We start from the raw sequence: 17,334 nt of genomic DNA, 5'->3' as shown, positions 1-17,334 counted from the left end.
CCCAACACCTTGCAACAGGCATTTCGACGGTGATGGCGGATTGGGCAAAAGCAGCCAGTGAGGGTGTTTTTTTGGCTATGCCGGCAGCTCTCAGATTACTTGCCTGCAGTTGATGGCCAAGAAAATCGCCGTGATTCAAAGCACGTCGGGAGATGTGCCAGATTCTGGTCTCGACTCGCTGAACCAAGATGGTGATTCAGTTGAAATGACACTTGCAAGGCAGCTCATTGCTTCATAGTTTGACGGCCACCTTCGGGTGGCCATTTTTTTATAACGATCCCAATTTACCAGCGGCCAACTCGACACTTCAAAAACCATGCGTCCTGGAAAACCTATTTCCTGATGCACCTAAGAGACTGGTTTGAGAGGGTGTATTCGCTTTTGCGCGAGGACGCCCATGAACCTACCACGCCCTACTCGAACCACAGCGATACTCAGTCTGTGCCTTGCATTATTGGCAGGCATTCTGTGTTATGAGCATCATCAACTCTCCCAACTCCGCACCAGCTTGGCTGCGACTGCAGACAAAGAGTCGCTCGATGCGTTGTTGACGCGGCTTGGCAAAGTCGATGAGCGACTGGGCACGGTAGCCGGCAACCACCTGGTGACCAACGAGGACTTCCGAGCCGGGCAGCAGGCTTTATCGAATCGAATTGATGCCGCACAAGCGTATGCAAAGCAAGCGACGGAGTCAGCGCAAGAAATCTCTCAAAATGCTGCGTCTGCTGGTGAATTGCTAGTCCTCAAAGCCAGCGTCGAAACACTCGATAGCCGTCTTCAAGAACTCAGTCAGTCACGCATCAAACAAACCACTGCTGTGCCCCTCAAGCCCAAGCCCGTTGCCCGCCAACCAAAGCGGCCAAAACCGCCCGCTACCGCCACTGTCACACCGCAAACACCCCCTTTTACCGTTGTCGGTATCGAGTATCGCGGCGGTGAACGCTTTTTGTCCGTAGCACCGCCTGGCAGCACGCAGTTGAATCAAATTTACCTTATCCGACCTGGTGACGCTGTGGCGGGCACCGCCTGGCGACTCAACGCGCTGGACGGAAGATCCGCACGCTTTGACGTGGCCGGAACACCTCAAACCGTAACCGTCGCGCAATAGGACCTCCTTTATGCACTCCCCTACCACTTCCTCGAAAACAATGAAGCCCAGGAACATTTTGGGTTTCATTGCAGGCTTGGCCACCTTCGCGTTTGCATACGGCTGTCATGCGGCTTCGGGGCAATCAACGTCGATCTCGAACACTCAGAACAGTGAAGTTCACAACTCTTCTCAAGGAGCAAGTCAGACAGAACTCGCCCGCGAGTGGGGATTGACCCCCCAAGAATGGTCCCGTTTTCAAACTGTGATGGAGGGTCCTCGCGGAATCTATTCGCCAGGCCTGGATCCTCTGACAGCACTTGGCATCGAAGCGAAGTCGGAGGAGGAGCGGCGACGCTATGCAGAGCTGCAGGTGCGAGCCGAGCGACAGCGTATCGATAAGGAACTGGCGTACCAAAGGGCCTATGACCAAGCCTTCGCACGTCTTTACCCCAATGAAAAAGTCATCCAACTATCGTCCAACCCTGCATCTGCTCCTGGCTCGGGAGCGTTAACTGCTGTGAAAGGCACTGGACGACTAGCCGTTTTTGTTCAAGACAGTTGCAACGCATGTATTGACCGCGTCAAAGACTTACAAAACCAGAAACAGTCCTTTGATCTGTACTTCGTTGGTAGTCAAGGTGATGACGAAATAATTCGCCGCTGGGCCATCTTGGCTGGAGTCGAACCGGCCAGCGTGAGAAGCCGACAGATCACATTGAATCACGATGCCGGTCGATGGCTTGGCCTTGGACTCGGCGGTGAGCTGCCGGCCGTGGTACGCGAGGTGAATGGACAATGGCAGCGTCTGTAATTCGCGCGGCTTTAACGGGGGGGCTACTGCTCACCGCGGCATTTGCTAACGGTGCCGAGGTTCCGCCACCGGCCTATCAGTTGATTGCCCTGCCTGCCGGCGTTCCGTCCGAGGTGCTGTACTCCGTTGCACTGCAAGAGAGTGGCACCCGACTTCGCGGCCAGATCGTCCCCTGGCCCTGGACGTTGAATGTCGCCGGCGCCGGATATCGCTTTGCGACACGCAGCGATGCTTGCAGAGCGTTGATGATCGCCCTTCAGACCGCAGGCCCAAATAGAGTCGACGTCGGGCTTGGACAAACCAACATCGGTGCCAACGGCCACCGTTATAGCTATCCCTGCGAAGGGCTGGATCCGTACAAAAACCTCTCGGTTACGGCCCAGATCCTGGCTGAGCAAAAAGCCAAAGGAGGCGACTGGATCACCGCTGCTGGTCGGTACCACCGCCCTGCCGGAGGCGAACCCGCTGCCCGATACCGACGAGCTTTTGCCAAACACCTCAGCCGGGTCACCGGTATCAACCTGATGGCGAATAATCCATGAATAGATTGCTGCATCTGCCTGTTTTGCTGTCTTTGGCCTCCCCCATGGCAGTGCATGCCACCTCGCTGATTGTTGTTGAAGACCGAGGGGGTGTTTCCGCTCTGCCCTACTACCAGTACTTGGCTCCAGAACCTACTGAGCAGTCAGCACAGTCAGAGAATATTGGTGTGCGTGGGCAAGGCTCGTTTCCAGTGCGCTCTGACCAACTGACACCCGGGCAGGTACAGGGCCGGGTAATCAATGCACCTGGCCTGCAACCATTGTTTCTTGTAGGCGACGATGAAAGCTCCAGAAAGTGGTTATCACAGCGCCGCGATCAGTTACAGCAACTGCAGGCAGTGGGCCTTGTGGTTAACGTGGCCAGCGCCGAGCGGTTTGCCGAAATCCAACGATGGGCAGGAAATCTACAGTTGGTCCCGGCTCCATCAAATGATCTGGCACAGCGCTTGGGAGTCCAGCATTACCCGCTGTTGATCACTGCCACAACGATCCAGCAGTAACCAGGGTATGGCCTCTCTTACGCACATCACCTTGGTCATCAAGCAACCAGATGACCCACGAGCAGGCCAACTGCTTTTTGAACAGGTCACCTATGTCGCCAAGCTCTATGGCGGCACCGTCATCGCCCGCGTACCTGGTGACGAGGTGGAGCTATGTCAGCGGCTAAAAGAACGACTGCCCGAGGCAGTTGAGCAAGCGAGGCAAGAGTTGGCCAATTCATCATCACGCATGAAAGGAGGATCCCGGCCCCATGAAGCTGACCAAGAAGCAACGCTGCGAGCTTCACGCTAAATTCGCGGGCCATTGCGCATACTGCGGTGTGCTGTTGGGTGACCGGTGGCATGCGGACCACATGGAAGCAGTATGGCGAGAACCAGAGAGGGTGGACGGCAAGTACTCCGGTGCCATCATTTTGGGGCGGCCAGAGAACCACGCCATCAGCAACATGATGCCCGCGTGCGTGCCGTGTAATTTGAGCAAGGCAGCGATGCCACTAGAAGTCTGGCGAGAGCGCATTGCTGGACACGTCAACTCCCTTAACAGCTACCACCCCATATACCGCCTGGCCAAGTCCTATGGGCTGATCGCTGAGACAGGCAAGCCAGTCGTTTTCCATTTCGAAACAGTGGGGCCATTGTCCCCTTTCACTCATAGGAAGTGATCCATGACCACCTCCTACACCATTGAGTCGTTACTACGCCCTGCTGTTGAGCTGTACACAGTTTGCGTATGTGCCGCTGCGGCGTTGCTCTGTATTTTCGCGCCCTGGGCGGTTGCTCTGACGCCTTTATTCGGCATGGTTGCCGGTACAGGCTTTCTGGGTCTAGGGTTCGTCCGCCTCAAACAAGCGTTGGTAGTGCTGCGTTACCGGCGCAATATTCGGCGCCTACCCCACTACACCATGACCAGCAAAGACATGCCGGTCAGCAATGAGCGGCTATTCATCGGTAAAGGCTTTCGCTGGACCCAAAAACATACTCAGCGGTTGATGGAGACTTACCTCCCAAAGTACGCCGAGTATGTCGAGCCCACGTCTATCTATACCTTTGCTCGCAGAATTGAGGAGCGTCTGGAGTTCGCACCCTTTCCACTCAAATTGCTGTCAAAGGCTACCTCGTGGGATGTGCCATTTAACCCGGCGCGTCCACTTCCTCCAGTCGGGGGGCTACCGCGCTTACACGGTATAGAGCCGAACGAAGCGGATGTCAGCCTGCCACTGGGTGAGCGGGTTGGACACTCCCTTGTATTGGGGACTACTCGTGTTGGAAAAACCCGCTTGGCAGAGTTGTTTATCACCCAAGACATCAGGCGTACCCGCCGTAGCCCCCGGCGCCGCGTTCATATGGGGCGCCGCGTGCAACCCGTTCATCGAAGCCAGCGCAATGTAGAAATGGACCTGGACCGCGAAGTGGTGATTGTCTTCGATCCTAAAGGCGACGCAGACCTCCTGAAGCGCATGTACATCGAATGCAAGCGCGCAAACCGACTGGAGGAATTCTACGTGTTCCACCTAGGCTGGCCCGATCACTCCGCTCGCTACAACGCCGTCGGCCGGTTTGGTCGGATCTCGGAGGTTGCCACCCGCATTGCCGGCCAACTTTCGGGGGAAGGCAATTCCGCGGCATTCCGGGAATTCGCCTGGCGTTTCGTCAACATCATCGCGCGCGCCCTCGTGGCACTGGGACGTCGGCCGGACTATGAACAGATCCTCAAGCATGTGACAAACATTGACGCGCTGTTTATTGAGTATGCGCAGAAGCACTTTGCTGAAAATGATCCCAAAGCCTGGCAAACCATCGTTGAGCTGGAAGGAAAGATCGATCGTAAGAACCTCAGTTTCGCCATGAAGGATCGACCGCTACGCGTGGTGGCCCTGGACATGTACCTCACTCAGCAACGCATCTCCGACCCAGTGATGGAGGGTCTGCGATCAGCCGTACGCTATGACAAAACCTATTTCGACAAGATCGTGGCCAGCCTTCTGCCATTGCTGGAAAAACTGACCACAGGCCGGATTGCAGAGCTGCTATCTCCCGACTACATGGATCTTGAGGACCCACGACCAATCTTTGACTGGATGCAGATCATCCGCAAACGGGCAGTGGTCTATGTCGGCCTGGACGCTTTATCTGATACAGAGGTAGCTGCAGCGGTGGGCAACTCGATGTTCAGCGACCTGGTGTCAGTTGCGGGTCACATCTATAAGTTTGGCATCGATGATGGCTTGCCCGGGGCCACCGGCGGCAAGGTAGCAATTAACGTACATGCGGACGAATTCAACGAACTGATGGGCGATGAATTCATACCGATGATCAACAAAGGCGGTGGTGCCGGCATGCAGGTCACGGCCTATACCCAAACCATGAGCGATATTGAGGCAAAAATCGGTAACCGGGCTAAAGCTGGCCAAGTCATCGGTAACTTCAACAACCTGTTCATGTTACGTGTACGTGAGACTGCAACCGCCGAGCTGCTGACCAACCAGTTGCCAAAGGTCCAGGTGTTTACCAGTACACCAGCAAGCAGTGCAAACGACGCTATTAACGGCAACACCGCTTTCACCTCTAACACTCACGATCAGATCCAAAGTGTCAGCGTACCGATGATCGAACCGGCGCATGTGGTTGCCCTACCCAAGGGGCAATGCTTTGCCCTGATAGAGGGCGGGAATTTGTGGAAGATTCGTATGCCGTTGCCGGCAAGCGATCCCGATGAAGTGATGCCCAAGGATCTTCAGGCCTTGGTTGAGGGCATGCGTAAAGGATCCGGAACCAGCAGCGACTGGTGGCAAGCACCGGGATATGACGCACTAAGTGAGTCGCTTCCTGATGACTTGGTAGACGACTTCCGCCAGATGGCCAATAACGGAAAAGCCGCATAGGCTTGAAGGAACAGAGCCATGGCCGATATCGCGGAAAAAGCCCAGCAACAGCAGGAAGGTCAAAAAAACTTCCTGGGCATGCTGTTCTCTACCCCTTTTCATTTCTTGGGGGTGATGTTCGGCTCCTTGCTCGGCGCCATCGTCGTTGAATGGCTTTGCATGTACACGTTCTGGCCGGATGCCGGCTGGAAACATGCTCAGCAGATGTTCCAACATGAACTGGGCTGGCTGTCCCAGGATCTGCTGCACAGCGTTGTCATCAAAGAACCGGGGCGTACGGCAACCTGGCTGGCACAAACGGTCTATGACTGGCTGATGGTGAAAACCGGCATGCAGGACAATATAAATGCACTGACACAGTACGCTCGCTCAACATCACCACAACAAACGGGAACCTTGAACCTTCGCTACGAACTCGGTCGGGCGATGATCAAATTCCAGGACTATGGCTTAGCCGCGTTATACACAGTCCTGACCTTCTGTGTGCGAATGGTCATTCTGACGTTGACGATTCCGCTGTTCGCACTGGCGGCGTTCACTGGCTTGGTCGATGGCCTGGTGCGGCGTGATCTACGAAAATTCGGCTCCGGCCGCGAGTCAAGTTACCTGTATCACAAAGCCCGGGGGACGATCATTCCGCTGACCATCGTGCCCTGGACGGTCTACCTGGCCATCCCCATCAGCATCAGCCCCCTTTTGATTCTGTTGCCCTGCGCCGTGCTGTTGGGTGTGTCCGTTTACATCACCGTTTCAAGCTTCAAAAAATACCTTTAGGAGCTGCCCATGCAGTGGACACAAGAACAGCAGCCCATCATCCATTCCACGGCTGACAAGCTACTGGTTCAGGCTTTTGCCGGTACCGGCAAAACCACCACACTGGTGGGCTACGCCACACAACACGCCTCGGTGAAAATGCTCTACCTCTGCTACAACAAATCCGTCGAGCTCGCTGCCAGGGGCCGCTTTCCACGCAGAAACGTGGTGTGTAAGACGGCGCATGGCCTCGCATATGCAGTCTATGGCAGTCAGTACGCCACCAAGCAGACCAATAACTTACGCCTGACGGACATCGCAAGGGCCATCAACACCCAGGACTGGGAGCTCGTGCGGGATGTCCTCAGCACGCTTAACAACTTCATGGCCAGCGCCGATGACGAGTTGGGCCGTGTGCATTTTCCCAGATTCCAGGGGCAACGAATGCTCACAAGTGCCCAGGAACGTTTCCTGAACAATGCTTTAAACGTGGCTAAAACCATCTGGAACCGGATGATCGATCTGCAGGACACAGCAATGTCGATCACCCATGACGCTTACTTGAAGCTGTATCAGCTAAGCAAGCCCGACCTGAGCGAACGATTTAACGCCATTCTGCTCGACGAAGGTCAAGACGTGAACCCAGTTATTGCCGACATAGTAAAAATACAACGGGTCCGCAAGGTGGCAGTCGGCGATCCCCACCAGCAGATCTATCGCTTCCGCGGCGCAGAAGATGCGCTCAACAGCGACTGGATGGCCGACGCCGAACGTCACTACCTGACCCAAAGCTTTCGCTTCGGCCCTGCCGTCGCGCATGTGGCCAACATCATTCTTTTTTACAAGGGTGAGACACGAAAGCTGCAGGGGTTAGGTTGCAATACCCTGGTTAAACGGGCTCTGCCTGAAGAGCTACCGCATCGCACGTTTATCCATCGTACCGTGACCGGCGTCATCGAGAACGCCCTGCAGCTGGTCGCAAGCAACCCCAAGATTTTCTGGGTCGGCGGTATCGACAGCTACTCGCTACGCGATCTGGAAGATTTATACCTATTCAGCCGCAACCGTAACCATGAGGTGCAGAACCGCAGGCTGTTGAGAGATTACCGGGACTTTTCACAGTACGTGGAAATAGCCGAGGTAAGCCAGGATACGGAGATGTTGCGATCGATCAAGATCATTACAGCCTATCCGGACCTGCCCCAGCGGATCCAAACCCTACGTTCCCGCTCTGTAGATAACGAGCTCGACGCCACCGTGACACTCACGACTGGGCACAAGGCCAAGGGGCTGGAGTGGGACTTTGTCAGCCTGTATGACGACTTTAGCGCTGATCCGCTTTCACCCGATATCGATCAAGGTCGTAAAGATGACGAGTTGAATTTGCTGTACGTGGCGGTGACGCGAGGGATGAAGATCCTAGCGTTGAACTCAATGGTGCTTTCTATCATGCAGCGCTATGTCGATGCTCGGACCTCTGCACTCCAACCTCAGAAATCACGCGCTTAGCAACAAACTATTTCAGATTGCTGGCACGCGCTTATTATTGAAACCCTGGTAGCTCTGCACATTGAGGACGTCGCCATGGGCCGTCAGAAATTTGAATACCACACTGAGTTCTCTCCCTTTCAGTACGTTGTCAGAACCAAAAAGCTCTTCATGTTCAAGTCCGAAGAGCCCACCACTGAACCCGACACCCAGGGTTTTCTGGAAGATTCTGAACGTCAAAACCGCCTTGCTCAATTAGGCAGCGAAGGCTGGGAGCTGGTCAGCGTGCAGCCCGTGGTCAAAGGAGAAGTCAAGGTTGGCAATCAAAACGCCCAAGGCTGGGCTTACGGATTCGCCTTGCCCATCGGGTATCTGCTGTTCTTCAAACGCCCTATCCACTGTGATTGATGGTGTCAGTACCGTCAGAAGAAATCCTTACAGTCCTGAATATGGTTTTCTTGCGGCGACCATAGCTTGATCACGGCAAGCTGACGGCATCAGGAATGACTAGAGCCCAGCCGTGATCCAGTACCCGCGTCTCACTGCACTCACTTGCCGACTTGCCTTGCCAGGCCTCATCGCACTTTTTGGATGCGGCCTGCCTGTCTCTCATGCGACCGCTGCTTCAGCCTCCGAACAGGCCAACCTGGACGTGATGATCCGCCAGTTGAATGCCTTAGAGGACACCGCACGTCGTAGCGCTCAAGTGGCCGACGAACCTGGCAAGCGTTACTTCTTCGATTACCAGCGTCTAGCAGGTGATATCGCTCGAATTCGTCATGGGTTGGAGGGCTATCTAACCCCAACCCGAGCCCAGCCTCGTGATCCTGTTGAGCTGTCAGGCCAATACACGACCGAAGGACGCAAGCCATGAGCATGAGCGGCGCTCAGGCTGCTGCGTTTCAAGCGGCAGGAGGATTTCCTGCCTCGACGAGCTACCTGTTTTTCGTCGGCGTCGCTGTAGCCATCATCTTTATGTGGGGCGCCTGGGCTATCTGGAGCTGCTACCGAGGATGGGCCACTGGCAACCTTGATCGAACGATTGCCTCGACCTCGCTCGTCCGCATCCTACTGCTTTGCATGATCCTCACCACATTTGTTCTTAGTTGACCCTATGGGAGATACACCATGACTTCATTCTTAAAACCGGGCCGCATGCTGATCGGGTTGCTTGCTCTCCCCCAACTGGCCATGGCGGCTCTTCCGCAGTCTCAGCCTCCTACCCGGGGGGAAGGCTCTAACCTGATGCAAACCATGCAGAACTACGCCTTTGACGGTTTTACTTTGCTTGGCCTCATCATCTGCGCAGTCATTTTCAGTGGCGTTGCTTGGCATGCCTTCGGCACCTACCACGAAATTCAACTTGGCAAGAAAAAATGGGGAGATCTGGGGGCGACAGCCGCCGTTGGCGTCGCCATCCTCGGTGTCGCCATTTTTCTGGTCACCAAGGCTTCAAATATTCTTTAAAAGAGCCGTGGCCATGACAGAACTCTCAGACGATGGGACCCTGATTTTCCTCCCTGTGCGATTGAACAATCAGCCAGTCATCATGGGCGGCCTTACCGCTGACGAAATGTGGGCCACCTTGGCGTTGAGCACCGGCGCAGGGCTGGTTATCGGTATTCCGGCCGCGATATTGACCCAGATTTGGGCACTTATCATCGGCGCCGCCATGCTCTGTGCTGTCCTAGGGCTGTTTCTTGCCAGTCGTTTCTTGCGTCGGTGGAAACGCGGCCGACCTGATACATGGCTATACCGCCAGATGCAATTGAACATCGCGCGGTTCTTTCCTACCTGGAATAAAGCCCTGCTGATTACTCGTACAGGTGCGTGGACCTGTCATCGAACGGAGGTTCAATGACTTACCGTAAAAAAGTAGACGCCCAACTGGCCCACATTAACAGCCTGCGCATGGTCATTGGTTTTCTCATTGCCCTGGGTCTGTACATGGCTTATGGCTGGCAGAGCGCACCGCGTGACCTAACTGTTCATGTACCTCCAGATCTACGTTCAGGTAGCACCCGTAAGTGGTGGGATATTCCACCGGAGTCGGTATACGCCTTCGGTCTGTACATTTTTCAGCAGATGAACCGTTGGCCCGTTGACGGTGAAACCGACTACGAGGACAACATTACCCGCTTGGAAAGCTACCTGACTCCCAGCTGCAAAGCCTACTTGCAGAAAGATTTCGAGCTACGCCGCAATAGCGGGGAACTGCGCAAACGTGAGCGGGGTGTATTTGAAATTCCAGGCAGAGGCATCGACGATAAGTCTGAGCAACATATTGAACAGCACAGCATCAATGACTGGACCGTCAACCTGGACATCACCGCTGACGAGCACTACGGCGGGGAGCGCGTAAAGCGGGCATTTGCTCGCTATCCGTTAAGAATTATCCGATTCGACGTCGATCCCGAAAAAAACCCATTCGGCTTGGCCTGGGACTGTTATAGCAGTAATCCACAACGCATCGAAGTCTCCGCAGAAACGACCAGAGCAGGAGGCAAATGATGACACGCCGCCTACTGATCATCGGGCTCGTAGCCCTTCACTTCTGCGGGTTGGCCAACGCCGTCGAAATCCTGCGCTGGGATCGTATCCCTATAGCACTGCCCTTGATCGTGGGTCAGGAGCGTATTGTCTTTGTGGACCAAAACGTACGGGTGGGTCTGCCTCGTAACCTCGTCGACAAACTGCGCGTGCAGAGCACCGGTGGTGCCCTCTACCTGTTGGCGAAAGAGCCGATTGAACCGACTCGCTTACAGCTGCAGAACATGAACTCCGGTGAGATCATGCTCGTGGATATCATCGCAACGGTAGGGAAACCAAATCAGGTCGCATCCGAGCCGGCTAAAATTGTAGCCGGGGACAGTCCCGCCCCGCGTTACGGCCAAGTCAACGCCAAACCTACAAGCAACCATTCAACTTCTTCCACGGCCCAAGCCAGCGCTCAAGCCGAGGAGGATGAGGACGCGCCGAAACCGCGTCGTGAGACCCCTCTTCCGGTGGTCATGACGCGCTATGCCGCACAGATGCTTTACGCGCCCCTACGCACCGTTGAGCCCGTGGAGGGGATTGCTCAGATCAATCTGAAGCGCGGTTTGGACCTCACCACCCTAATGCCGATATTGCCGGTCGAAGCCTCTGCGTTGGGGTCGTGGCGGTTAGACGAGTATTGGGTCACGGCGGTGAAGCTACGTAACACAAGCGCCCAAAACCTCACATTGGATCCGCGTGACCTGATGGGTGACTTTGTCACCGCGACTTTTCAGCATCCCTACCTTGGCGCCAAAGGTGATTCCAGCGACACCTCGACGGTCTACTTGGTGACCCGTGGTCATGGTCTAGCCGAATCGTTATTGCCGGCCGCCATCAGCCAGATCGATCCGAAGGGAGGCCGTCGTGAAGAGTAATCCACTTGTTAAATACCTGGTCATACCGTTCGCGATCCTGGCGATATACGTAGTGGTCAAATTATTCAATCGCGAAAGTGCCGACCAACAGGTTCATGCGCCGGAAACGGTTGTACTTAGTACGAAGGAGGCTAAAAAGCTTGGGGTTGACGGAGATACACCCAGCGACACATTGCGCACCATTGTCGTGGAAAGCAGACAACTCAAGGACCAAGTCTCCAATGCTTTGAAGAACAATGACGAACTAAAGCAACAGAACATCGAGCTGCAAAAACGCCTGCAGAACATCGACCTCAACGTCGATAACAAACTGCAGAACGTTCAGCAAACGATGAAGCAGGAGGCGCAACAACAGAGCCAAACCCTCTTGGACACACTGCAGCAGCAGTACAATACCCTGAGCAGCAAATCGGGCAGTGGCAATGAGTCTGGATCTGATTTGCCGATCGGCTTCGGCGTTCAGCCAGGTGACGGTCAAGGCTTCAAAGGCGGACCTGGCGCGGACGTTGTTTGGATAGAGCCGCAGGACGCAACGCCGGTCGATGTCAACGGCAAGCCCATCGCTGCAGGGACAAATCAAACGGCAAGCGGCTTCAACTTCCCGACCTCTTTTGGCGAGTCCGTGGACCGAGGACAAAATGCACTGCGCACGGGCGCTCAAAGTGTTGCGAATGAAATCTCGCCACAGGAGGCCCGCAAACAGGTGCGCAAGGTCTACACCTTGCCGCAGAACTCGACATTGATGGGTTCGGTGGCCATGTCCGCGCTGATCGGCCGGGTGCCCATTGACGGCACTGTCAACGACCCCTACCCGTTCAAGGTATTGATCGGGCCGGACAATCTCACGGCCAACGGCATCGACTTGCCCGACGTCGCCGGCGCGGTGGCCAGCGGAACGGCTTCCGGCGATTGGACCCTGTCTTGCGTACGCGGTCAGATCAAAAGCCTGACGTTCGTCTTCAATGACGGCACTGTGCGCACGCTGCCACAACCTCAGGAAGAAACGAATAGCAGTCAAAATAGTAACAATCAGAACAATGGCAACCAAACCACCATTCAGGGTGGCCTGGGCTGGATAAGCGATGCCTATGGCATTCCTTGTATCAGTGGCGACCGCAAAAGCAACGCCTCGCAATACATTGGCTCGCAGGTACTGATTACCGCCGCCGGCGCAGGTGCTGCCTCCCTCATCAAGTCAGATGGAAACAGCGGCTCTTTTATAAACCCTCAGTCCGGGACCATCGGTTCTGTCGGCGGCTCGGGCAGTGAAGCCATGGGCAAAATTATTGGCCAGGGCGTCAATGACGTCTCCAGCTGGGTCAACAAACTCTACGGGCAAGCCTTCGCAGCGGTGTATGTACAACCCGGGGCAAAGATAGCTGTGCACCTGGACCAGCAACTGACCATCGATTACGAACTCAATGGCCGCAAGGTCAACTATCGCTCAGGAGCCCGTCATGTTTCGACTGCGCTTGACTAATCATGGCTTAAAACTAGGTGCATACCTGGCCATCGCCCTACTCGCCTCGGCCTGTTCCACCAACAAAGACGAATTGCTCCCCCATGGGGACCGCACAATGATGGACGTTTGGGATCAAGGCTCCAGCGGCTCAAGCAGCTCGAGCAGCCGCCAATTGCTCGATGCACGCCAAGATCTTCGTCGGCCTCTGGAGACGAGGGAAACAGACAACACCATGTTCACACGTACCGCACAAAACGAGATCTACAGCCAATTTAAACGCCTACCCAATCCCGACCTGGTGATGTACGTCTTTCCTCATTTAGCGGGTTCAGACCCGGCACCGATCCCAGGCTACACCACGGTGTTTCCGCTGTATCAGCGGGTGCAATACGCCATGCCTGGCGAACGCACGGAGGCATATTGATGGGTTTTTTTGAACGATTCAAAACGCGACGGGCGACAGAGCGTGTGGAACCTGGCGTAACACCAGGTTCGCCGTTATCTGACGATGTGCAGGGACCAGCAACCGAGACGTTTGAGGCTGCTACAGAGCGTTACTACGAACGCCTTGCTGCCATGGGTATTCCCTCGCCGAGCGATTGGCGTAACCCAAAGAAAAAGCCAGCCACAACCGCTGATGCTGACCGTCTATACCACGTCAACCCCTCCTTCGTAGACCTACTGCCGTGGGTAGATTACCTGCCTGCAGAAAAAGCCATGCTATTGGAAGACGGCGTGTCTCGTGCTGCCTTTTTTGAGCTGACACCGATTGGTACTGAAGGTCGGGATCCCGAATGGTTACGCAAGGCCCGCGACGCCCTGGAAAACGCCCTCCAGGACTCCTTCGACGAGCTTGAAACCTCACCCTGGGTGGTTCAGCTCTATGCCCAGGACGAAACCAGCTGGGACGATTACCTTCAGCAACTGCATGACTACGTTCAACCACGCGCACAAGGCAGTGCATTCACCCAGCTTTATTTGAAGCTGATGAAGCAACACCTGGAATCCATCTCCAAACCAGGCGGGCTGTTTGAAGACACCAAGGTCAGCCAACTGCCCTGGAGGGGCCAACAGCGCCGCGTCCGTGTTGTTGTCTACCGCCGTACCCAAGGCGCGCAAGCGGATGTGCGAGGCCAGGCACCAGGTCCTTACCTGAAAATCATCTGCGATCGCTTGGTGGGCGGCTTGGCGAACGCCGGCATTAAAACCCATCGCATGGATGGCCACGCCATTCGCCATTGGCTGATTCATTGGTTCAATCCACGTCCCGATCATCTTGGCCCTGCCGATGCAGATATTCGCCGCTTCTACGAATTGGTGTGCAAGCAAGCACCTGGTGCTGCAGAGGGCGAGCTGCCGCTCGCCAGCGGCACTGACTTCTCGCAAAACCTGTTTTATCGCGAACCACTGTCAGATATAGAGAAAGGTCTGTGGTATTTCGACGGCCTTCCCCATCAGGTGGTGATGCTTGACCGCTTGAGGGATGCTCCCAAGACCGGGCACTTAACCGGTGAAACCCGAAAGGGCGGTGATGCGCTCAACGCACTGTTCGACAAAATGCCAGAGGACACCATTCTCTGTATCACTCTCGTGATCACCCCGCAGGACATTCTCGAAGGGCATCTGGAACAGCTTTCACGCAAGGCAGTTGGAGACACTCAGGCCTCGATCCTGACACGCGAAGACGTCGCCACCGCCCGTCAGTTGCTCGGGCGCAAGCACAAGCTGTACAGAGGTAGCGTAGCGTTTTACCTGCGGGGTAAAGATGATGCCCAGCTGCACGAACGCAGTTTGCAACTCAGCAGCGCATTGCTGGGTGCGGGCATGGAGCCGGTGGAACCTCGGGATGAAGTGGCACCGCTGAACTCCTACCTTAGATGGCTACCCGGCAACTTCGACCCCAATGCGCGCAAAGCACTGGAGTGGTACGCACAACTGATGTTCGCCCAACACATTGCGAACCTGGCCCCCGTCTGGGGTAGGTCGACCGGAACCGGGCACCCGGGTATTACCCTGTTTAACCGTGGGGGAGCGCCGATAACCTTCGACCCGCTGAACAAGCTGGACCGGCAGATGAACGCGCATTTGTTCATTTTCGGGCCTACGGGTTCAGGTAAATCGGCCAGCGCGACAAACATCCTTAGCCAAATCATCGCCATCTATCGGCCACGTCTATTCATTGTGGAGGCTGGCAACAGCTTCGGCTTACTCGGTGATTTCGCCAAAAAGTTGGGTTTGACGGTAAACCGGGTTCGACTTGCACCTGGATCGGGTGTCAGCCTCGCGCCATTCGCTGATGCCGTGAAGCTCATCGAACCCAGCCAAAACGTGAAGATTATCCAAGCTGATGATCTTGAGGCGTCGGACGAACATCTGACTAGCCAGACCGAGGATGAACAACGCGACATCCTGGGCGAGATGGAAATTGCGGCCAGGCTGATGATCACCGGTGGTGAAGAAAAAGAGGATGCCCGTCTTACTCGTGCCGACCGTAGCGCCATCCGCCAATGCATACTGAATGCAGCGAAAAAATGCGTGACGGAGCAACGTATCGTTCTGCCGGAAGATATCCGTGAAGCGCTGCGAGAAATGGGACTCGAGCCCGGTATTCCAGACGCCCGAAGCTCACGATTCTTGGAGATGGCGGAAGCCTTGTCCATGTTCTGTATGGGCACCGAAGGCGACATGTTCAACCGTCCTGGCACCCCATGGCCAGAAGCGGACATTACCATTGTCGACCTTGCCACCTATGCGCGAGAAGGCTATAGCGCACAGATGGCCATCGCTTATATTTCCCTGCTCAACACGGTCAACAACATTGCCGAGCGTGACCAGTTTAAAGGCCGTCCGCTGATCTGCTTCACCGACGAAGGCCACATCCAGTTGAAGGTCCCACTCCTATCCCCCTACTCCGTCAAGATTACCAAAATGTGGCGAAAGCTCGGCGCCTGGTTCTGGATGGCCACCCAGAACGTTGACGACGTGCCGCCAGAGGCCTCAGCCCTGCTCAACATGATCGAGTGGTGGATGTGCTTAAACATGCCGCCTGATGAGGTGGAGAAGATCGCGCGGTTTCGTGAACTGACTCCTGCACAGAAGTCGATGATGCTGTCAGCGCGTAAAGAAAGCGGCAAATTCACCGAGGGCGTCGTGTTGTCCAAAAGCATGGAAATGTTATTCCGGGCGGTACCACCGAGTTTGTATCTGGCCCTGGCCATGACCGAGCCGGAAGAGAAAAAGCAACGCTTCGACATCATGCAAGCCAAAGGCTGCAGCGAGCTGGATGCGGCCATTGAAGTTGCTGCAACGCTTGACCGCTATCGCGGTATCGAACCTCACATCATTACTTTCCCCGAGCAAGTCACGGCCTTGGAGCGCCAAGCATGAGAGCATTGAATTCCCTGACCCAGAACCTTATAGAAAGTCTGACCCAGCTGCTTGAACAACCGGGTGAAGACGCCCTTCAAACCCTTGAGGTGTGTGCCCCCGTTTTGATAGAGCAACTGCAACAGGTTTTGGTTCGTGCGGTGGATCGTCGTGACATCGAGTCCCAACTTCACGCGGTGTTAGCCAATTGGCTGCTACAGCACCCACAACCCGAGAATGCTGAGAACGCTCTTCTTGAGGCCCTTCGTAAACAAGCGCTGCTTTCATCGAAGCCAGCAGAGGCTCGGGCATGATAGGCCTTCGCAAATATTGGTTGATGCTGGGGTGCGTTTTGGCAGGCACATCGATGGCCTGCTTAGCCCTCACTCGAAGTGAGATACCATCCCCGCACAACACAGGCCCGTGGTTGTTTGGTCCTTCCAAAGCACGCTGGACTGTGACTGAGTTCGCGGATCTGGAGTGCCCCTACTGCAAGACGTACACACCTGCGTTGAAAACCTGGATACAGCAGCAGAAGGATGTAAACCTGCAGTGGCATCATCTGCCACTGGATGTGCACGGTCCGACCGCATTACACGAAGCCAAGCTCGCTGAATGTGCGGGGGCGCTTGGTGGCGCACCTGCCTTCTGGCAAGCCATTGACCAGATTTTTGACCGGACCCGTAGCAACGGTGAGGGTTTCAATGGGCATCTGAACGTCGTTGATGTTACTTACCAGGACTTATTGTCCTGTGCAGCTACCGACAAAGTGATCGCCCGGCATGTTGGCCAACAGGTCGAGGAGGCCCTCAAAGCGGGCATTACGGCAACTCCTACTGTGATAATTAAAGACAACACGACTGGCAGCTCCGTAAAGCTTGAGGGACCAGCTGACGGGGTATTGTTATTATCAGCTCGTGATTGGCTGGCTCAAAAAAAGAGCTGCGACGCTCTGCAAAAGTCGAACGTTAAATCACTTAGCCATTGTCATTAAATGAGCTTGCATTCCATTCATACATTTTCATGC

The 17,334-nt window shown here is 55.2% G+C and carries 21 protein-coding genes and 1 pseudogene; all 22 read left to right on the top strand.

The genetic code is table 11. The features are described 5' to 3' along the window. Window positions 1-6 precede the first annotated feature (6 nt). Window positions 7-238: pseudogene (locus BLU48_RS32540) on the top strand (DEAD/DEAH box helicase); the annotation flags it as partial. A 159-nt stretch (window positions 239-397) separates the two neighbouring features. Continuing rightward, window positions 398-1,108, top strand: a complete 711-nt coding sequence (locus tag BLU48_RS01360; protein ID WP_082636678.1) for a methyl-accepting chemotaxis protein — start codon at window positions 398-400, stop codon at window positions 1,106-1,108. 40 nt (window positions 1,109-1,148) lie between these two features. Then, the gene (locus tag BLU48_RS01355; protein ID WP_024073355.1) at window positions 1,149-1,901 is read left to right on the top strand and encodes a TIGR03759 family integrating conjugative element protein; all 753 of its coding nucleotides are present in this window, start codon (window positions 1,149-1,151) and stop codon (window positions 1,899-1,901) included. Next, complete coding sequence (locus BLU48_RS01350; RefSeq protein ID WP_008437382.1) at window positions 1,886-2,443, top strand: lysozyme family protein; 558 nt, start codon at window positions 1,886-1,888, stop codon at window positions 2,441-2,443. Before BLU48_RS01355 ends, BLU48_RS01350 begins: the two co-directional genes overlap by 16 nt. Next, a complete protein-coding gene (locus tag BLU48_RS01345) occupies window positions 2,440-2,943 on the top strand; it encodes an integrating conjugative element protein (RefSeq protein ID WP_008437383.1) in 504 nt (167 codons plus the stop codon). The genes BLU48_RS01350 and BLU48_RS01345 overlap by 4 nt, the downstream gene beginning before the upstream one ends. A gap of 7 nt (window positions 2,944-2,950) precedes the next feature. Next, on the top strand, window positions 2,951-3,235 hold the full coding sequence (locus BLU48_RS31950; protein ID WP_024073354.1) for a hypothetical protein: 285 nt from the start codon (window positions 2,951-2,953) through the stop codon (window positions 3,233-3,235). Continuing rightward, window positions 3,195-3,605 carry a hypothetical protein gene (locus BLU48_RS01340; protein ID WP_008437384.1) on the top strand — a complete coding sequence of 137 codons (411 nt, stop codon included), beginning with the start codon at window positions 3,195-3,197 and terminating at the stop codon, window positions 3,603-3,605. The genes BLU48_RS31950 and BLU48_RS01340 overlap by 41 nt, the downstream gene beginning before the upstream one ends. Before the next feature lie 3 nt (window positions 3,606-3,608). Beyond that, window positions 3,609-5,825, top strand: coding sequence for a type IV conjugative transfer system coupling protein TraD (gene traD / locus BLU48_RS01335; RefSeq protein WP_024073353.1), 2,217 nt, complete (start codon window positions 3,609-3,611; stop codon window positions 5,823-5,825). Window positions 5,826-5,843: 18 nt separating this feature from the next. Then, on the top strand, window positions 5,844-6,599 hold the full coding sequence (locus tag BLU48_RS01330; RefSeq protein WP_008437388.1) for a TIGR03747 family integrating conjugative element membrane protein: 756 nt from the start codon (window positions 5,844-5,846) through the stop codon (window positions 6,597-6,599). A gap of 9 nt (window positions 6,600-6,608) precedes the next feature. Continuing rightward, window positions 6,609-8,087, top strand: a complete 1,479-nt coding sequence (locus BLU48_RS01325) for a UvrD-helicase domain-containing protein (protein WP_008437391.1) — start codon at window positions 6,609-6,611, stop codon at window positions 8,085-8,087. A 75-nt stretch (window positions 8,088-8,162) separates the two neighbouring features. After that, window positions 8,163-8,474, top strand: coding sequence for a hypothetical protein (locus BLU48_RS01320; RefSeq protein WP_008437393.1), 312 nt, complete (start codon window positions 8,163-8,165; stop codon window positions 8,472-8,474). A 157-nt stretch (window positions 8,475-8,631) separates the two neighbouring features. Then, entirely contained in the window at window positions 8,632-8,940 is a 309-nt protein-coding gene (locus tag BLU48_RS01315; RefSeq protein WP_178110642.1) for an integrative conjugative element protein, RAQPRD family, read from the top strand. Continuing rightward, window positions 8,937-9,176 (top strand): TIGR03758 family integrating conjugative element protein, encoded by a 240-nt coding sequence (locus tag BLU48_RS01310; protein ID WP_008437400.1) that lies wholly within the window; start codon window positions 8,937-8,939, stop codon window positions 9,174-9,176. The genes BLU48_RS01315 and BLU48_RS01310 overlap by 4 nt, the downstream gene beginning before the upstream one ends. An 18-nt stretch (window positions 9,177-9,194) precedes the next feature. Further along, window positions 9,195-9,533, top strand: coding sequence for a TIGR03745 family integrating conjugative element membrane protein (locus BLU48_RS01305; RefSeq protein ID WP_008437401.1), 339 nt, complete (start codon window positions 9,195-9,197; stop codon window positions 9,531-9,533). 13 nt (window positions 9,534-9,546) lie between these two features. Next, a complete protein-coding gene (locus BLU48_RS01300) occupies window positions 9,547-9,927 on the top strand; it encodes a TIGR03750 family conjugal transfer protein (RefSeq protein WP_008437403.1) in 381 nt (126 codons plus the stop codon). Then, a complete protein-coding gene (locus BLU48_RS01295; RefSeq protein WP_020302977.1) occupies window positions 9,924-10,577 on the top strand; it encodes a PFL_4703 family integrating conjugative element protein in 654 nt (217 codons plus the stop codon). The genes BLU48_RS01300 and BLU48_RS01295 overlap by 4 nt, the downstream gene beginning before the upstream one ends. Then, on the top strand, window positions 10,577-11,479 hold the full coding sequence (locus BLU48_RS01290; RefSeq protein WP_008437410.1) for a TIGR03749 family integrating conjugative element protein: 903 nt from the start codon (window positions 10,577-10,579) through the stop codon (window positions 11,477-11,479). Before BLU48_RS01295 ends, BLU48_RS01290 begins: the two co-directional genes overlap by 1 nt. Next, window positions 11,469-12,959 (top strand): TIGR03752 family integrating conjugative element protein, encoded by a 1,491-nt coding sequence (locus tag BLU48_RS01285; RefSeq protein WP_024073352.1) that lies wholly within the window; start codon window positions 11,469-11,471, stop codon window positions 12,957-12,959. The genes BLU48_RS01290 and BLU48_RS01285 overlap by 11 nt, the downstream gene beginning before the upstream one ends. Beyond that, complete coding sequence (locus tag BLU48_RS01280; protein WP_008437412.1) at window positions 12,937-13,365, top strand: TIGR03751 family conjugal transfer lipoprotein; 429 nt, start codon at window positions 12,937-12,939, stop codon at window positions 13,363-13,365. Before BLU48_RS01285 ends, BLU48_RS01280 begins: the two co-directional genes overlap by 23 nt. Then, window positions 13,365-16,328, top strand: coding sequence for a conjugative transfer ATPase (locus BLU48_RS01275; protein WP_057023788.1), 2,964 nt, complete (start codon window positions 13,365-13,367; stop codon window positions 16,326-16,328). Before BLU48_RS01280 ends, BLU48_RS01275 begins: the two co-directional genes overlap by 1 nt. Continuing rightward, a complete protein-coding gene (locus BLU48_RS01270; protein ID WP_008437414.1) occupies window positions 16,325-16,621 on the top strand; it encodes a hypothetical protein in 297 nt (98 codons plus the stop codon). The genes BLU48_RS01275 and BLU48_RS01270 overlap by 4 nt, the downstream gene beginning before the upstream one ends. After that, on the top strand, window positions 16,618-17,301 hold the full coding sequence (locus BLU48_RS01265; RefSeq protein WP_008437415.1) for a DsbA family protein: 684 nt from the start codon (window positions 16,618-16,620) through the stop codon (window positions 17,299-17,301). Before BLU48_RS01270 ends, BLU48_RS01265 begins: the two co-directional genes overlap by 4 nt. Window positions 17,302-17,334: the final 33 nt, after the last annotated feature.

The sequence above is a fragment of the Pseudomonas synxantha genome (genome assembly GCF_900105675.1).
GTDB classification, from domain to species: Bacteria; Pseudomonadota; Gammaproteobacteria; order Pseudomonadales; family Pseudomonadaceae; genus Aquipseudomonas; species Aquipseudomonas synxantha.
This window is presented reverse-complemented; position numbering and strand designations above follow the sequence as displayed.

What these genes read in the sequence shown, in the direction of transcription:
- BLU48_RS01360 (WP_082636678.1), top strand. Translation starts at nt 398, where the DNA reads ATGAACCTACCACGCCCTACTCGAACCACAGCGATACTCAGTCTGTGC.
- BLU48_RS01355 (WP_024073355.1), top strand. Translation starts at nt 1,149, where the DNA reads ATGAAGCCCAGGAACATTTTGGGTTTCATTGCAGGCTTGGCCACCTTC.
- BLU48_RS01350 (WP_008437382.1), top strand. Translation starts at nt 1,886, where the DNA reads ATGGCAGCGTCTGTAATTCGCGCGGCTTTAACGGGGGGGCTACTGCTC.
- BLU48_RS01345 (WP_008437383.1), top strand. Translation starts at nt 2,440, where the DNA reads ATGAATAGATTGCTGCATCTGCCTGTTTTGCTGTCTTTGGCCTCCCCC.
- BLU48_RS31950 (WP_024073354.1), top strand. Translation starts at nt 2,951, where the DNA reads ATGGCCTCTCTTACGCACATCACCTTGGTCATCAAGCAACCAGATGAC.
- BLU48_RS01340 (WP_008437384.1), top strand. Translation starts at nt 3,195, where the DNA reads ATGAAGCTGACCAAGAAGCAACGCTGCGAGCTTCACGCTAAATTCGCG.
- traD (WP_024073353.1), top strand. Translation starts at nt 3,609, where the DNA reads ATGACCACCTCCTACACCATTGAGTCGTTACTACGCCCTGCTGTTGAG.
- BLU48_RS01330 (WP_008437388.1), top strand. Translation starts at nt 5,844, where the DNA reads ATGGCCGATATCGCGGAAAAAGCCCAGCAACAGCAGGAAGGTCAAAAA.
- BLU48_RS01325 (WP_008437391.1), top strand. Translation starts at nt 6,609, where the DNA reads ATGCAGTGGACACAAGAACAGCAGCCCATCATCCATTCCACGGCTGAC.
- BLU48_RS01320 (WP_008437393.1), top strand. Translation starts at nt 8,163, where the DNA reads ATGGGCCGTCAGAAATTTGAATACCACACTGAGTTCTCTCCCTTTCAG.
- BLU48_RS01310 (WP_008437400.1), top strand. Translation starts at nt 8,937, where the DNA reads ATGAGCATGAGCGGCGCTCAGGCTGCTGCGTTTCAAGCGGCAGGAGGA.
- BLU48_RS01305 (WP_008437401.1), top strand. Translation starts at nt 9,195, where the DNA reads ATGACTTCATTCTTAAAACCGGGCCGCATGCTGATCGGGTTGCTTGCT.
- BLU48_RS01300 (WP_008437403.1), top strand. Translation starts at nt 9,547, where the DNA reads ATGACAGAACTCTCAGACGATGGGACCCTGATTTTCCTCCCTGTGCGA.
- BLU48_RS01295 (WP_020302977.1), top strand. Translation starts at nt 9,924, where the DNA reads ATGACTTACCGTAAAAAAGTAGACGCCCAACTGGCCCACATTAACAGC.
- BLU48_RS01290 (WP_008437410.1), top strand. Translation starts at nt 10,577, where the DNA reads ATGACACGCCGCCTACTGATCATCGGGCTCGTAGCCCTTCACTTCTGC.
- BLU48_RS01280 (WP_008437412.1), top strand. Translation starts at nt 12,937, where the DNA reads ATGTTTCGACTGCGCTTGACTAATCATGGCTTAAAACTAGGTGCATAC.
- BLU48_RS01275 (WP_057023788.1), top strand. Translation starts at nt 13,365, where the DNA reads ATGGGTTTTTTTGAACGATTCAAAACGCGACGGGCGACAGAGCGTGTG.
- BLU48_RS01270 (WP_008437414.1), top strand. Translation starts at nt 16,325, where the DNA reads ATGAGAGCATTGAATTCCCTGACCCAGAACCTTATAGAAAGTCTGACC.
- BLU48_RS01265 (WP_008437415.1), top strand. Translation starts at nt 16,618, where the DNA reads ATGATAGGCCTTCGCAAATATTGGTTGATGCTGGGGTGCGTTTTGGCA.